At 29.8% G+C, this 16,438-nt stretch carries 10 protein-coding genes and 1 pseudogene; 6 read left to right on the top strand and 5 right to left on the bottom strand.

Features of this window, described 5'->3' with window-relative positions; translation table 11 throughout:
- The first annotated feature begins 11 nt into the window (after positions 1-11).
- Genes ACHRVX_RS20370 through ACHRVX_RS20345 form a run of 6 tightly spaced genes read left to right on the top strand, consistent with a single transcriptional unit; the run spans position 12 to position 9,397 of the window.
- A complete protein-coding gene (locus ACHRVX_RS20370; RefSeq protein ID WP_395335781.1) occupies positions 12-923 on the top strand; it encodes a DUF4007 family protein in 912 nt (303 codons plus the stop codon).
- On the top strand, positions 913-4,131 hold the full coding sequence (locus tag ACHRVX_RS20365; RefSeq protein WP_395335623.1) for a hypothetical protein: 3,219 nt from the start codon (positions 913-915) through the stop codon (positions 4,129-4,131). Before ACHRVX_RS20370 ends, ACHRVX_RS20365 begins: the two co-directional genes overlap by 11 nt.
- Entirely contained in the window at positions 4,128-5,231 is a 1,104-nt protein-coding gene (locus tag ACHRVX_RS20360) for a phosphoadenosine phosphosulfate reductase family protein (protein WP_395335621.1), read from the top strand. Before ACHRVX_RS20365 ends, ACHRVX_RS20360 begins: the two co-directional genes overlap by 4 nt.
- A gap of 3 nt (positions 5,232-5,234) precedes the next feature.
- Entirely contained in the window at positions 5,235-7,514 is a 2,280-nt protein-coding gene (locus tag ACHRVX_RS20355; RefSeq protein WP_395335620.1) for an ATP-binding protein, read from the top strand.
- Complete coding sequence (locus ACHRVX_RS20350; protein ID WP_395335618.1) at positions 7,504-8,652, top strand: hypothetical protein; 1,149 nt, start codon at positions 7,504-7,506, stop codon at positions 8,650-8,652. The genes ACHRVX_RS20355 and ACHRVX_RS20350 overlap by 11 nt, the downstream gene beginning before the upstream one ends.
- A gap of 1 nt (position 8,653) precedes the next feature.
- Complete coding sequence (locus tag ACHRVX_RS20345; RefSeq protein ID WP_395335617.1) at positions 8,654-9,397, top strand: hypothetical protein; 744 nt, start codon at positions 8,654-8,656, stop codon at positions 9,395-9,397.
- On the opposite strand, the gene ACHRVX_RS20340 is transcribed toward ACHRVX_RS20345, so the two are convergent.
- From ACHRVX_RS20340 to ACHRVX_RS20320, 5 genes and pseudogenes are all read right to left on the bottom strand, one after another.
- Positions 9,361-10,515 (bottom strand): cysteine desulfurase family protein, encoded by a 1,155-nt coding sequence (locus tag ACHRVX_RS20340; RefSeq protein ID WP_395335616.1) that lies wholly within the window; start codon positions 10,513-10,515, stop codon positions 9,361-9,363. The genes ACHRVX_RS20345 and ACHRVX_RS20340 overlap by 37 nt on opposite strands.
- Before the next feature lie 275 nt (positions 10,516-10,790).
- On the bottom strand, positions 10,791-12,236 hold the full coding sequence (locus tag ACHRVX_RS20335) for a hypothetical protein (protein ID WP_395335786.1): 1,446 nt from the start codon (positions 12,234-12,236) through the stop codon (positions 10,791-10,793).
- A 141-nt stretch (positions 12,237-12,377) separates the two neighbouring features.
- Positions 12,378-12,578 (bottom strand): annotated as a pseudogene (locus ACHRVX_RS20330) (HNH endonuclease); the annotation flags it as partial.
- A 357-nt stretch (positions 12,579-12,935) separates the two neighbouring features.
- Positions 12,936-14,162 carry an HNH endonuclease gene (locus ACHRVX_RS20325; RefSeq protein WP_395335614.1) on the bottom strand — a complete coding sequence of 409 codons (1,227 nt, stop codon included), beginning with the start codon at positions 14,160-14,162 and terminating at the stop codon, positions 12,936-12,938.
- Complete coding sequence (locus ACHRVX_RS20320) at positions 14,159-15,907, bottom strand: AAA family ATPase (protein ID WP_395335612.1); 1,749 nt, start codon at positions 15,905-15,907, stop codon at positions 14,159-14,161. The genes ACHRVX_RS20325 and ACHRVX_RS20320 overlap by 4 nt, the downstream gene beginning before the upstream one ends.
- Positions 15,908-16,438: the final 531 nt, after the last annotated feature.

Here is a 16,438-nt window from a genome sequence, read left to right as displayed (position 1 = left end):
TACAATTTTTGATGGCGCAGAAGAACATAGATACACCAATTAAGTTTACTTTTTCAGGACATGATACTTTTCATTGCAGGCACTTATGGTTAAAAAAAGGATATGATTTTATCAGGGAAGGAAATAAATTTACTGAGGATAATGCTGTTGTTAAATTAGGGGTTGGTAAGAACATGGTCTCAAGCATCATTTTCTGGATGAAAGCATTTGGGATTGTCGATAAAGATGGATTGTTAACTGATTTTGCAGATTATATTCTAGATGATAATGGGGCAGATCCATATATAGAAGATGAGGCTACACTTTGGCTATTACATTATCAATTGATAACTCAAAATGTTGCTTCTGCTTATAATTTAATCTTTAATGAATTTAGGAAAGAAAGAATAGAATTTACAAAGGATAATTTTATAGCTTTTGTGGTTCGGAAGGCAGAAGAACTCAATATTTCTCAAATCAATAAAAATACTGTATCGTCGGATTTTGAAGTCTTTGTGAAAATGTATATGCGTACGGATGCGCATAGCAAGGATCGGGAAGATACTTTTTCAGGACTGTTAACTGAGTTAAATATTATACAAGAAGAAAAAAGAAAGGTGGAGGATAAAATTGTGACTTTTTATTCTATTTCAGCTCAGGAGAAAAACGATATACCGGATGAAATTCTGCTTTTTACAATTTTAGATCACAATAATTTTGATAAATCAATCAGCCTGTTCACAATTGAACAGGAAAAAAATCAAGCCGGAAGTGTCTTTGCTGTTGGGAGAACAGACTTAATTAATAAAATAGAAAGTATTTCCTTAAATAAAAAATTTAAAAAATATGGTATAACATTTAATGATCATGCAGGAATCAAAGAATTACAATTTAAAACAAAGCCGAACAAATTTGAAATTTTAAAAGAATATTATGCCAAATAAATTCACAACATCTGTAAATATTATTCGTGATAAGGGGAAGGAACTTAATTATATTCCCACTCCTAATTCAAATCGTGTTGTGAATCAAATCGTAAATGATTTTAAAAAAGGCAACCGTTCTTTTAATATAATTGGTTCATATGGTACTGGAAAAAGTGCTTTTCTTTGGGCTTTTCAACAAAGCTTGTCTAATAATAAAAAGTATTTTGGCATACATCTTTTGCAAAAACCGACTATTGAATTTGTAAACATCGTTGGAGAGTTTAGGTCTATAATAGAAACCTTTGCTGATGTATTTGATGTTAAAAGTAAAAAAAACATTTCCGAAAATATATTTTCGGAAATATTTAATAAATATCACGAGCTAGGTGCAGAAAATTCTATATTATTTTTAGTTATTGACGAGTTCGGGAAGTTTTTGGAATATGCTTCACAGCATGAACCGGAAAAAGAACTGTACTTTATCCAACAATTAGCTGAGTTTGCAAATAATTCAGATTTGAACATTGTTTTGTTTACTACGATGCATCAAAATTTTGATGCTTATGCCTTGGCATTAAATCAGTCTCAAAAACAGGAGTGGACTAAAGTTAAGGGTCGTTTTAAGGACATAACTTTTAACGAACCTGTTGAACAGCTTTTGTTTTTAGCATCAGAACATTTAAGTGAAAGGCCTTCCACAAAAAAACATTCGAAAGAAATTGCAGGTACTGTCGACATATTGATAAAAACCAAAGCTTTTACTGTCAATGAAGATTATATAAATGAGATCGCGGAAAAATTATTTCCTTTAGATGTATTAGCTTCGTACATTTTAACATTGTCTTTGCAGAAATATGGGCAGAATGAAAGGTCATTGTTTTCATTTTTAGAATCTACAGATCATACAGGTCTATTTCAACATATACAGTCAAAAGAAGGATTTTATAATATTGCTGACGTATATGATTACTTAATTTTTAATTATTATTCTTTTTTAAATTCAAGATATAGTCCAGACTTTGGAGCCTGGAAATCAATAAAAACAGCATTGGAAAATGTTGAGAACACATTTGATGAAGATATTAATAATTATTCTAAGCTAATTAAGTCAATAGGACTCTTAAGTATAAATGGTCAAGCTGGAGGTATTTTAGACAAAAAGTTTTTAATAAATTATGCTGATAAATGTCTTTCAATAACCAACGCCGAGGTTTTAATTGAAAATTTAGAAAGGAAAAAGATCATTCTCTTTCGAAATTACAGTAATAGATTTGTACTTTTTGAGGGAACTGATTTGGACATTCCATCAGCTTTGATTGAAGCAGGCAGTAAAGTCGATGACATTACCGATGTAGTGACATTACTAAACAAGTATTATCCGCTTCCGCCCGTAATTGCTAAAAAAGTAATGTATGAAACTGGTACGCCACGTTTATTTGAATATAAAATTTCCTCACAACCTATAGATGATATACCAGAAGGTGAAATAGACGGATATGTAAATTTAATATTTAATGAGGATAATATCTTAAATGATGTTATTCAGCATTCTGCTAATAACAATGAGGCGGTGTTATATTGTTATTATAAAAACTCAAAATCAATAAAAGAATTATTATTTGAAATTGAGAAAACAGAAAGAGTAATCGCTGAAAACAACGAAGATAAAGTTGCAGTGCGTGAATTGAAGAACATAGTACTGCATCAGAAAAACCTGCTTACTCATAAGATATTGAATAATTTTTATGGAGATAATTCCGCAGTGGAGTGGGTTTTTAAAGGTGATATTGTAAATATTAGAGGAAAAAGAGAATTTAATAGTAGGTTGTCAAAAATATGTGATGAGGTCTATAATAAGACTCCTATATTTAATAATGAGTTAGTAAATAAGCATAAAATATCATCATCGATACATACAGCAAAAAAAAGCTATTTCAAAGCGTTAGTTAACAATTGGGATAAACCACAATTAGGTTTTCCATCTGATAAGTTTCCACCAGAAAAAACTATTTATTTATCCTTATTGGAAAATAATGATATAAGTTTATACACTGATCGATTAGATAATAATGAGCCAAATAATAAAAACCGATTTGATGAACTGTGGATTTATTCTCAAAGTTTTTTGGAAAGCGCCAAAGTATCAAAAAGAAAAATATCGGAGTTTAAGGAAATGTTAGGTCAGAAACCTTTCAAATTAAAACAAGGACTAATCGATTTCTGGTTGCCTTCTTTTTTGTTTTTAAAAAGAGATGATTTTGCATTGTTTGGTGATAATGGGTATATTCCATATATAAATGATGAAGTTTTGGATTTATTGGTTAAGAATCCAGAGCGATTTGAAATCAAAACCTTTGTTATAGAAGGTGTCAAACTTGATATTTTTAATAGTTATCGAGTATTTTTAAATCAGGATGCAAGGGATAAATTATCGAATACTAATTTTATTGAAACAATTAGGCCTTTTTTAACCTTCTATAAAAGTTTACCGGAGTACTCAAAGAATACAAAAAGATTAACAAAAGAAGGTATGAGGATTCGGGACGCTATTGCGTCTTCAAAGGATCCAGAACAAACATTTTTTGAGGACTTCCCTCGAGCACTTAATTATTCCATATCAAAAATTCAATCTTCAAGTGAAAATTTACAAAATTATAGTATCAAACTGCAAGATGCTGTAAAGGATTTACGAACATCTTACGATGAATTAATAAATAGGGTAGAGGATTTTATTCTTATTGACATAATTGGGGAGAAATTAGCTTTTGAAGATTATAAAAAGAATCTGCAAAGTCGATATAAAAAACTTAGAAGGCATTTGTTGTTGCCTCATCAGCGAGTTTTTATCCAACGTTTAGATTCTGAAATCGATGATAAAAAGGCATGGATTAATTCCTTAGTGCAGGCTCTTATTAGTAAAACTTTAGACAAGATAAATGATGCGCAGGAAATTGTTATCTATGACAAGTTCAAAGAAATGATCGTTGATTTGGATAGTTTGACAAATTTATCAAAATCTGATTTTAAAGAAGATAAAGAAGATGTCTTTGATTTACAGATCAATTCATTTTTTGATGGAATAAGTAAAAAAATGGTACGTTTACCTAAAAATAAAAAAGCCCAGATTGATGTTATTCAAGAAAATATGAAAAAGCAATTGTCCACAGATTCTACATTAAATATTGCTGCATTGACAAATCTTCTTAATGAAATTATAAAAAAATGAGTAAAGTAAGACATGTTTTGGGTATTTCGGGAGGTAAGGATAGTGCCGCTCTGGCGATATATATGAAAATGCATTATCCTAATTTAGACATAGAGTACTATACAGCAGATACAGGTAAGGAGTTGGAAGAAACTTATGAGCTAATAAAAAATCTAGAGGTTTTTTTAGGAAAAAAAATTATCCAGCTGAGAGGTTATGAGCTAAGTCCTGAAGATGCTTTTGATCATAAATTGAAAATGTTAGGTGGATTTCTGCCTTCTGCTCAAAATAGGTGGTGTACAAAATACCTTAAGTTAGATCCTTTTGAAAAATTTGTAGGAGACGATTTGGTTGTTTCATATGTTGGTATCAGAGGGGATGAAGATAGAGAGGGTTATATATCTAAAAAGACAAATATTCAATCTATATTTCCTTTTAGAAAAAATATCTGGAGCGAAGATGTAATAAGTAAGTTTTTATCCAATTCTAATATTGAAATTGTAAAAGATATCTTTAGCTCTTTAGCAATTAATGAAAAATCAGAAAGAATTTTAGAGATTATTAATTTAAAATTGTCACCAAATTTCAGCCAACGACAAAAATTAAATCAGCTATTGGATTTAGGAATTAAGGAATTCAATTATGCTGTGTTTAAATTTTTAAAAACTACTAATTATCCTTTGGCAACACAGGATGAATTTGAATTAGTCAATAATGAGGAAGATTTAGTTAGGGATGATATTTTTAAATTATTAGAAGAATCCGGTGTAGGTGTTCCTGCATATTATAAAGCTGTTGAATTTGAATTAGGAGAAAAAAAAGCAACTTATTCAAGAAGTCGTTCAGGATGTTATTTTTGTTTTTATCAGCAAAAAATTGAATGGATTTGGTTATATGAGCAGCATCCTGAAAAATTTGCACAGGCAATGGAGTATGAAAAAGATGGTTATAATTGGGTTCAGGATGAATCTTTGTCGGAACTTATAAGACCTGAAAGAATAGCTCAGATAAAAGAAAACTATATTAAGAAACTTGAAAGAAAAAGTAATTCAACATCACCATATTTACTGGATATACTATCAGAAGCTGAATCAGAAGGATGTGCAAGTTGCTTTATATAAATTATGGAAAACACCGAAAACACTCAAGAGGAATTAGATTCTTTAAGCTTCCATGTCGATGCAGGTTTAATTGATAGACTCGGAAGAGAACTTGTTGGTCGTTCTGAAACAGCAGTTTCTGAATTAGTTAAGAATTCATATGATGCCGACGCAAAAATTGTTGAAGTAAAATTTATCAATTCAAATATTATTGGTGGTACACTCAAGATCAGTGATAATGGGCTAGGAATGACTAGGGATCAGCTTCAAAAAGGATTTATGACAATTTCATCCTCGGATAAGGTTCATAATCCTATTTCTGAACGTTATGAAAGAAGAAAAGCTGGACGAAAAGGCATTGGTAGATTTGCAACTCATAGGCTAGGAAAAAAACTAACGATAATAACTCAAACTTTAAGCTCAGAAAAAGCACTTAAACTTACAATAAATTGGGAGGATTATGTTATTGACAAAGATCTTGCAAAAATAAAAAATCCCGTTGAAGAAATTGAGAAAACAAAATTAGAAGGAACTGAACTTATTATCGAGAATTTGCGGGAGTCTTGGACTCCCGGAGAAATTAAAAGAATTTATAGATATGTTTCTGACTTATTTCAGCCTGACTATTTATCAGATAGAAGTCGCGATTTAAATCTTGCAAAACAAGAAGATAGTACTTTTACTGTAAGTTTTAACGAAGAGATTGGTGGTATAGAAGTTTCAATTGCAAATCCAGATAAAATGATTTTTGAAAAATCATTGGCTGTTATTGAAGGATTTATAGATGCTGAAAATGATGGTTACTGTAGTGTATCGAGTAGCAGCCTAGAATTAGAACAGGATATAATTCCAATCTTTTATGATAAAAAAGAGATAGTACTTAAAGAAGAAAATGGTATTCAGGTTGAGGAAAAAGTAAATATTAAAAAGTATGGACAATTAAAAAATATTCATTTTAAAGTTTATTACTTTATATATAATAGAGAAATTTATTATACTAATATTAGCAAAACTGAATTAGCGAGTGTTCAGAAAATAGCTAAGGAACAAGGTGGGGTTAAGTTATATCGTAATGGTTTTCGCGTTCTGCCGTACGGTGAAAGGGGAAATGATTGGCTGGGAATTGATAAAAGATATTTTGATCAATCTGGAGAAACCAACATACCTGCTGGTAATCAAAACTTATTTGGTTTTGTCGAAATTATAGACCAGGAGGGAGATAATTTCGAAGAAACTGCTAGTAGAGAAGGAGTTCTTGAAAATGAGTCATACATTGAGCTTCGTGATTTTATATCGAAGTCTTTATATGCGGGCATAAATAGAATTAGAGGGCAAATCACAAAGAAAAAGATTGAAATTGAAAAGCAAAAAAGTTCAATAGGAGCTACTTCCGATTCTATACAAACTCCCTTTGAAAAGTTAGATGATTTACAGAATGAGATTAACGACTTGGTTAATGGAAATTTAAATGATGAACAGGCTTCAAAATTTAAAGCAAACATTAAACAATATGTTGAAGGTCTAAAACTTGATTTTCAAAAACTGTTGGATGAATTGGGTATGACAAGGGTTTTAGCAGGGCTTGGCTTAACTATCGGCGAATTCACTCATGAAGTTGTTCAATTTTCTCCTTCATTATATGGTGATTTAGACGTGATCACTGATCAACAATTGAATGCTGATGGTCTTTCATCGCTTGAAAATTTGAAAAGGACTATAAATTTATTTACAGCATATACATCATATTTTAACGCAACAGTTTCTGCAAATGTAAGTAGAGAATTAAAACCTCAAGAACTTGACATTGTAGTTACAAAATTTAAAAATGTTATTTCTTCCGATTTAAGAAAGTTGGAGATTGAGTTCTTATTTGAGCCCTACGGTTATAATTTTTTCACTGTACCAATGCACTCATCTGAATGGAGTTCAATTTTATTTAATTTGTATACCAACTCTAAGAAAGCAATAAAAAGGCGGAATATTGCAGGACAAATTAAAATAATAATTGGAAAAGAAGATCAGAGGATTTATTTGGAGTTCATGGATAATGGAGATGGTATTCCAGATGAAAATAAAAATAGAATATTTGATGCTTTTTTTACCACTTCTTCGCCTGCAGGCTTTGATGCGACACAAGATGAAAGATTAACGGGTACAGGATTAGGTCTAAAAATTGTAAAAGATATTGTCGAGACTTATGGAGGAGATATTGGAGTTATCGAACCAGAAAGTGACTATAGTACATGTATCAGAATTGAAATGCCTTTAGCAACAGAAAAACAAAAATCAGATTATGCCGTATAAATATTTGTACATCGACGATGTAAAAGATGGTAATGAAGTTGGTGTTATTAATGGACTTAAGAATGGAGGTCATTTAGAGGTGGATTTCATGCAGCCTAAGGAATGGGATGTAATGTTTACTAAAGATATATCTGACAAGCCGAATACGGATTATTTACCAGAAATTCTAACACAATATGATGGTTTAATATTAGATCTTCGTTTGTATGATAATGCAAATGATGATGGCTATACTGCTACTTACCGTGGATCTACAGTAGCTCAAGAAATAAGAACTTTAGTAAAGGAAAAAAGCATTTTAAAAGACATTCCTATTGTTTTAATTACAGCTAATGAAAATGTAGACACTTCTCTTGATGAAACGGGTAAAAATTTATTCGATGCTATAGTTAAAAGAAGTAATATAGGGAATTTCGAAAAATTACGGCTTAAATTAATAAGTCTTGCAAATGGTTACAGCTATTTAAATCAGGTGGAAAAGACATTAGATAAGATTCTAGCTTATGAAAGAATAGATACAATTGATTTTAGATTTCTTCAGGATTTTAGTGAAATTAAAGATCAACCTTCCCATGTAATTGCAAGGTTTTTAAGTAAATATATCCTGCAAAAACCCTCATTTTTAGTAGATGAATATTATTTGTCGGCCCGTCTTGGTGCTTCTATGAAGTCTGATGATTGGCAGAAGTTTAAAGAGACATATTTAATAGGTTTTAAGTACTCAGGGCCATTCTCAGATTATGAAGAAAGATGGTGGATGAATGATGTTGAAAGTTGGTGGGATGAAAATTTCAAAGATTATTTTTTGCGATCATTATCAGCAAAAGAAAGAGTTGAATTGTTAAACACAAAGTTTGAAATTAAATTACTGCCAATTGAAAAGACTTTTCGCTCTACTTCAGAAAAGTTCTGGACTGTTTGTAAGGTAACAAAAGCAGCAATTGATAACGTTGATGGTTTTATTATAGCAGGGCAGGATAATAATTTTCCTTGGCAAGAAAAAGAATATATAAGCAAAGATGAAGCATTGAGGCCAACTAATAAGGATTTATGGAAAGATATTGCAATGATTGATAAAGATCGTCTAGAAAAGTTAAAATCTTTATTAGCAGTAGCAGAACAAAGAATAAAAAAATAGGATGATAAAAAGTGACTTAGATTATTTAGCTAATTTACTCTATGAGAAAAAAATTTGTAGAGATATTGATCAAATTAATAAAACTGTAGGGCGGTTATTTAATGTTGATCATGCAGATGAACATAATTACAAAATTGTCGACTTTGAATTTATTAATATTGACAAAATTGGCAAAAGTATTCCAAAAGATGCTGATGATCTAACTATAAGATTTTCTATTTGTATAAACTTTAAAAAAAGTGTTGCTGATGTAATATGTGATCCTCTTGAAAAATTAGAGTTTAATATAGAGTTACTAGGATATATGTTAAATGATGATTTTCCAAATGGCACGAATTTGCATTCGTCTTGGCATCTTGATAGACATATTTTTGAAGGATTGGAAGAGGAGAATAAATATTCGCATCCACATTATCATTTTACATTTGGAGGGAATAAAATGAAGAATTTAGTTGGTACTTTTAATTATGGTCAAAGTCTGATTCTGCCGACACCAAGAATTGCTTATCCTCCAATGGATGCAATTTTAGGAATAGACTTTATAATTCAAAACTATTACCATAAAAATAAAGTCCGTGAAATTGTATCTGATTCAAAGTATATTGAGATAATTAGTAAAGCTCAAGAAAGATTGTGGAAACCGTATTACATGTCTATTTTTTCAAAATGGAATTGTGCGGTTTCCCCGAACATTGAAAATGAATTTAATTATAATAAATTACTTCCATTTTTACATTCAACGTAGATTTTTTCTAATAAACTGTATATATCTGATTCTGTATTCATTTTTCCTATTGAAATTCTTAAAGTTTGAAGGGACTCATTTTCTGTTAGTCCTAGAGCATTAAGTACGTGAGAAGGCTGAAGTAGAGCTGACGTGCAAGCAGAACCGTTACTGACTGCAATATTTTTGTTTTTTCCTATAAAAACATTAGCATCAAGACCAGGTATACAAATGCTAATTGTGTTATATAATTTATTAGTTTTACCTCCATTAATAAATGCCCCGTCAATTTTAAGAAGTTCAAATTCAAGCATATTGCAAAGCTTCGAAATAAAGACAGAATTAATATGCATCTCTTCTATTGCTATTTCACTTGCCTTGCCAAAGCCAACAATTGCAGGAACATTAAGTGTTCCGCTTCTTAAACCATTTTCATGCCCACCGCCATGATGTAAAGGTGCTATGTTTTTCCCTCCTACAGTTTTACTATTTAAATATAAAGCGCCAATTCCTCTAGCTCCATATATTTTATGAGAAGAAAAGCACATAATATCAATATTGTTATGTACTACATCTATTTCTATTTTTCCTACTGCTTGCGTTGCATCAGTCATAAACAATGCATTACTTCTTTTTACCAATTCACTAATTTCAAAAATCGGTTGAATAACTCCGGTTTCGTTATTTACCCACATAGTGCATACTAGCAATGTGTCGTCTTTAATATGTGCTTCCAGGTCTTTTAAATCTATAAGACCATCTTTATTAACTGGCAGGTAATCAACTTCAAATCCAATAGTTTCAAGATATTTGCAAGTATCTAGAACCGCATTATGTTCGGTGGAAACTGTGATAATGTGTTTTTTCTTATTAGTTGGATGTAACGCAAGTCCTTTTAATGCAATATTTATACTTTCAGTTGCTCCTGATGTCATAATTAATTCATTCGAATCAGATTTAATAAGCTGAGCAATTTTTTGTTTTGCTGATTCAATAGCTTTTTTAGAATTTATTCCAAAATTATGAGAGCTTGATGCGTTGCCAAATTCTGTGGTAAAGTACGGTAACATTGCATCTAAAACTCTCGGGTCAAGTGGTGTTGTCGAATTATTGTCTAAATAAATTATGTCATTGTTCATTTTGTAAAATTATATTTTTTACTCTATACTTAATTGTAGTTATTTAAATAATTTTAAAATCAATTCTCATTTTTCAGTCACGATCAACTATTTTAATTAAGCTTTAAAATTTGTAGATACAATGATACTAAACTCTAACATTACCAAATATGTTCCCTTTTTTAATGAAGAAAGTTTAAAACTGGAATGTAGGCAGCAAATGATTTTTTTGAATATGACATAGTAAAAGAAGCTTGATATGGTCCATGTATATTAGATGTCATCAATAATGAAAATCATAATTTTTCAATTTGTTTTTGTATTTTTTTATAAGTATCAACTAAGGACGGTATAATTTTAAGCATTGGTTCTATTTTGTTATTAATTTTAATCAGAAATGCTTTCCTGCTATCGGAATCTATAATAAAATTTGACTTTATAGCTGAGAGAGAAGTAAAAGTAGAAATGCTTGATTCATCTTCTAATTTAGAGCTTTCATAATAAAACAATAATTTATCAATTTCAGCTAAAGCCAATGGATATTTTTTCGAAGCAATATAAAGTGCAATGCGAAGATTACTTATTTCTGCATCTAAAAATTGAAATCCATTTTTATTTAAGTTTACAAACTGAGCAGTAAATGTTTCGGCCATATCAATCTGCTCTGAGCAAAGATCAAATTTTTCTAATTTTAGAAAATGCTGAGCTTTCAAACCATAGCAGAAAAACAGTTTCTCGACATAACGAAGTGGTTCTTTATTATAAAGAGTAAGAAAGATTTCAAGAGTCTGGTCAATCATCGTTATGAAAGTTGAATCAGTTATACTATTATCCACGGCATATAAATTGCAGTAATTAATATAAATTGTACCTATAAAATTTTCGTCTTTTTTCAGCTTTTCTTTTGCCATTTTAATAGCCAGATCAAAATATTTACTTGATTCCGAATATTTTTTTTCTAATTTATAAAGCAACGCAATTGTATTGTAAAGACTAGCAAGTTCAGAAACTATATTCTCCTGCAACCTGATTTTTCCGGATTTAATAATTATAAGTGCATTGTTACATGCAGTAAAAGCTTGTGTTATATCATTATTTTTTTTGTGTGCAACTGCCATATAATTTAAGACTCCTGCTTTATGAAAGTGGTAACTTTCATCAGATTCTAATTTAATGTCAATCAAATCAAGTGCAATTTTATAATATTTGATAGCAGTTTTGGGATCAATATTGGAATAGATCATCGCGGCCTTGCTGTAAAGGCTAATTCGCTCTTCAATTTTTAACTCCTGCTTAAAAACAGATTCGATAAACTCTAAGATCATCTTATATTCCCGAATATCTTCTAAATATCTAATATAAAAACTTGCTGTTTCAAAATTTTGGCGGATATCATAAGCCTTTTTGTAATATATTAATGCTTCTTTTTTATTCTGCAGTTTCAAGATATCTGCTTTTATTAGAAGTTTTCTTGCTAGATTTATTTCATCCTTTTCTAGATTATCATCTTTCAAATTTTCAAGAGCGAGATCCAAATTGTTTTGTTCAAAAACAAGCTTAAATATCAATTCAAAATTTTCCATTTCTGATATATTTTGCATTAAAGAATCATAATCTCTCCAAATTTGGTTCTTCTGTAGATTTAGTTGCTCGATCTGTACTCGTAATTCGATGATCTGCTTTTTGAAAATCACTTCATTCTCTGTTAAAAGTTCTTCCTTTTCTTTAATTACCTGATTCAATACTTTTATTTGATTGTTAAGCGTGTCAATTTGTAAAAAGGAACTTTTATTATATATCCCGTCTCTTATTCTCAAGTAATGATCTTTCCTTTTCTCTTGCAGGAAGGAAATTGTGAAATAATTTTCATCCTGATCAATTTTTGCATGACAATTACTGCATAACCAGATTCCGTTATTTAAATGTTTGCGTTGTTCATTTGTAAGATTCTCATCAAATCTTCGATCTTTAGATTTACGCGCACCCGAAATGTGAGCTGCCTGACCAGTTCTTACGTAGTCGCTTTGTGTTGAGTTCGGACCACTTGTAGGTTGTTCACAGATGCAGCACCTTTCACTAGCCATTTTTGCTAATGTTTTTTTTGTATTTTCAGTAAAATCTGGTTTTGTCATAATAGAAGTCAAAATTCAATTTTAGTTTAAAAAGATGTATTGATCGTAGTCAACCGAATCACTATCTTATAAATTTCTTACTAAATAACTCTATGATAATTGAAATGCAAAATCTTTGCCATAGCTGTGGAAAAAAATAATTGTCTGTTTTTACATTTTTCCAATTAAGATCCTGCTGTCTTCCTCGATTTGGAATTTGATGTAATTTCTGGTCTCTCTAGATATTAAATTTAACTTAAGGTATAAATAGGTATTATTACTTCTTTGTATACCACAGTTTTTTCAAGCTGAAAGATAATTTTTTATTCGTTATAAATCTAAAGTACTTTTTAGGTCTGTTTTAGAAATAATATCATATGAATATTTTGAAAGTGATCTTTTACCAATAGAATTTATATCTGCATATGTACCAATAATAACTCTTTTTAAAAAATTATCATCAATTCCTGAATGTGCTCCTAGAATCATTTTCAGCTCTTCGATTTTAGTTTTATTATAGTAAACCGATTTAAAAAGTAATTCCTGCGCAACATCTTTATGAAGATTATACAGTTCGTTTAAAAGAAACGTTTTGATGGAATTATTAATACACGTTTTTTCTTCTTCACTATCAGTTACGGAATTTAATACAATATGAAATGTCTCTGTATCAGGTACTATTTCTTCTATAGCATCATCAAGATATTTAATTTCAAACTGAAATCCATTCAGATGTTCTATAAAAGGATGTAAATGAGGCTCCATATAAAAATCTTTTGCTCCTTTTAAATTAGAGTTACATACATGACAGCTAGGGATTAAATTATATATGGATATTGATAGGAATGGATACTTTGATTTCGGGAAGAAGTGATCCAATTCTGGTCTTGTTTTTCCATGTTCATTATAGCTAGTATGTATATAGTTTCTATTACAGTAAGGACAGACTGTAATTCCTAACGCAAACGTAAGCTTATAAGCTCCCCAGGGCTCCCGTGATTCAATTAAATTATCGTAGCTAAATATTGAGGAAATTCTTTTATAGTACTCTTTCAAATTTATACCGAACTGATTTTTTAGGAGGGAGTACATGGATTTCAAAGTAGTAATAGTGATTCTATTATTGATAGATACAGGTTCAAACAAATTAGCGTTCAACAAATCATTTAGTTCAACAAAATGGTCATGATATTCCCTCATTCGCTCTTTTACAATATCTCGACCAACTATAAGTTCCGCTTTTCTATTGATTCTTTCTAAAATTTCATCAGTACTACCAAATGATAAAAACATCTGATATTGTGAAAGTAAAGGCATGTTATTTACAACGTTTGTTTGGTAATAATCAATTTCTGATTTTAGCTCGTTTGGCTTACCAATAATAATAGATTTTAGAATATTCTCATTATCTCTTAATCTAATATAATAGTTACGTTCAGCATTGGTTAAATTTGCATTTGCTGCCAATAAATTTAGATTTGTATAGCCTATAGAATTGATGAAATATTTCCAATGAAAAGCTACGATAGTATCCGATATGGCTCCTAGAAAAATCATGGGTTCTTAAGTTTTGAAATTTCTAATTCATGCCATTTTATTTGCGTTTCTGTAGATAATTCTTTCAATCGCATTTTCAATTCATCTTCCAACCTAAATCTTAATACAGGCTCTCCGATCATATCAATTCTTTGTTGGAATAATTCAACATCTTCACCAGTTATTTCTTTTATTTCTTTTAACAGATTTGTAATTTTTTTCTTTGCAAACTCACCTATTGAACCATTTGTCAAGAAGAATTGTTTGGTAAAAAGTTGATGAATATTTGCTCCAAATGATGACTCTTTGTTCATTTGTCTAGTTGGTGTACAATTGTCGTCTAAAAGAATCACATTTTCTTTTGGTAAATCTGAAATAAGAAATGGAGAATGTGATGTGAGAATCATCTGCACTTTGGTAGATTCAAACACCATAGAATTAAACCAAATGAGGTCATTTAAAAAGTTCTTTTGCCATTCTGGATGTAGATATAAATCACCTTCATCAATACAAATTAATAAACTCTTAGAGTTTCCTTTTATTTTTTCACTAACAGAGTATAGTTGAGAAAATAAGTTTAAATAGGCTCTCATACCTGAACTTAATCTTGACCAATCATGTGAGATCAAATCAGGATTGTTAAATACATCTTGTTTCCCTTGCATTAACATCTTGAAATCGTTACTAAAATCTACTAATATAGAGTTGCTATAACGTTCGATTTCTCCAAAATTATAACTTTTTGTCTCTAATTCTTGTAGTAAATCAATATATAAATTGTAATCCAATTCACTAATTTCTGCTATTTGAGACGAATTAAAGCCTTGAAGGAAATTTAAAATTTTAGGTTGTAAAGTAGCAATTGCTTCAGCAATATTGTCTTGTGTAGTAAGTTGAATAGTTTGCAAAAAAACGTCAACATTCACAGATTTTATAATTAAAAAACTAAATAAGTTAACTGTCAATCCATATTTAAATCTATTATAATTCGAAGTAGATTCTTGATAAATTGCTTTCCTATAACGTTTTAAAATACCTGAAATCTTATCTTCTTCTCGCTTAGAATTTTCAAGTTCAATAAATGAAATGGGGCTAAATATAAATCGAATCTTACGATCAGGATTGTTACCAGGATTTAATTTTTGCCAAGTATCAGAAAAAATGTGTGAGTCTAAAAATCTAATTTTATTTGATTGTAACTTATTCATTGCTTCAAATGAACAATTATTAACAGTACTATCTCCAAAAACGTAGTCTTTATTATCTGCAACATTCGAATAGAACATCGTGTCCCATTCACGAAAAGGGTCTATTTTTTCTAATGGAGTTCCTAAAATGTTAATCGATGAAGTTCTTAAGCTGTTATCCTCTGTTTTACCCCAAAAGTAAGGTTGATTATTCTTCTTGAAAATTAGTATGTAATTAGAGTTAAGTCTTTCTCTATTGCCTTTACTAATAGCAGTAAGTATAAAATCTATAACATTACTTTTACCAGATGAATTTTTTCCGATAATTGCCGAGATTTGAGAAATGTCTGTTGAATTGTTCGAGATGTCTAAATTAAAAAAATCTTTCAAATAATATTTATCATCAGCTTTAAATTTTAATATTCCATTTTCTTTTAGCAATGCAGCATCACCGTTAATCAAACTAATAGATAAGTCGTCTATAGTGCTGTCATATTCGACTTCATATTGATTTGAAAAATTAAAGCCCTTGTTGTGGATATTTCTAAATTTCTCAATCCATATATATAGTAATTCCATTAAAAATATTTATGTTTTAATTTTTTTTATTAGTTCCAAATAGATCAGTAGATGTTGATATAAAGAAAGTCACATTCGCTGGCTATTATTTTTACCTATTTTTTTCTATTGCATGAATCAAATTACTTTTCATAATTATTTACCTATAATTAATACCATCTCTAATCATAATCTGCGTTCGATAATTCGTGACAGGATAAAAAAAACATGATGTTAGAGAAAATCTGGTTAGTCCTTTTTGGTTTTAAAAATAAAGAATAAAATTTAGCTAATATTACGGTTTTCCGTAACCTAATTTAAAATAGAAAATAATTTTTAAATAGGAAAAGATCAGCATATAAACAACCATTTTAATTTTAAAAGGAAAAAGAATAAAAAATCAAACAGTTCTTTATTAGTTTGACAGAAATAAAATTTAAATGTAATCTATATAAAATTAAGCCCCCTTTACAATTGACTAATGTTTCAGCATTCGCTGATCTTTATTCGCAATAGTACGCTAAATAAATACGGATCACTTTTCGTTAAGAA

Source organism: Flavobacterium sp. FlaQc-47 (assembly GCF_044006475.1).
Lineage (GTDB): Bacteria > Bacteroidota > Bacteroidia > Flavobacteriales > Flavobacteriaceae > Flavobacterium.
This window is presented reverse-complemented; position numbering and strand designations above follow the sequence as displayed.

What these genes read in the sequence shown, in the direction of transcription:
- ACHRVX_RS20370 (WP_395335781.1), top strand. Translation starts at nt 12, where the DNA reads ATGGCGCAGAAGAACATAGATACACCAATTAAGTTTACTTTTTCAGGA.
- ACHRVX_RS20365 (WP_395335623.1), top strand. Translation starts at nt 913, where the DNA reads ATGCCAAATAAATTCACAACATCTGTAAATATTATTCGTGATAAGGGG.
- ACHRVX_RS20360 (WP_395335621.1), top strand. Translation starts at nt 4,128, where the DNA reads ATGAGTAAAGTAAGACATGTTTTGGGTATTTCGGGAGGTAAGGATAGT.
- ACHRVX_RS20355 (WP_395335620.1), top strand. Translation starts at nt 5,235, where the DNA reads ATGGAAAACACCGAAAACACTCAAGAGGAATTAGATTCTTTAAGCTTC.
- ACHRVX_RS20350 (WP_395335618.1), top strand. Translation starts at nt 7,504, where the DNA reads ATGCCGTATAAATATTTGTACATCGACGATGTAAAAGATGGTAATGAA.
- ACHRVX_RS20345 (WP_395335617.1), top strand. Translation starts at nt 8,654, where the DNA reads ATGATAAAAAGTGACTTAGATTATTTAGCTAATTTACTCTATGAGAAA.
- ACHRVX_RS20340 (WP_395335616.1), bottom strand. Translation starts at nt 10,515, where the DNA reads ATGAACAATGACATAATTTATTTAGACAATAATTCGACAACACCACTT.
- ACHRVX_RS20325 (WP_395335614.1), bottom strand. Translation starts at nt 14,162, where the DNA reads ATGATTTTTCTAGGAGCCATATCGGATACTATCGTAGCTTTTCATTGG.
- ACHRVX_RS20320 (WP_395335612.1), bottom strand. Translation starts at nt 15,907, where the DNA reads ATGGAATTACTATATATATGGATTGAGAAATTTAGAAATATCCACAAC.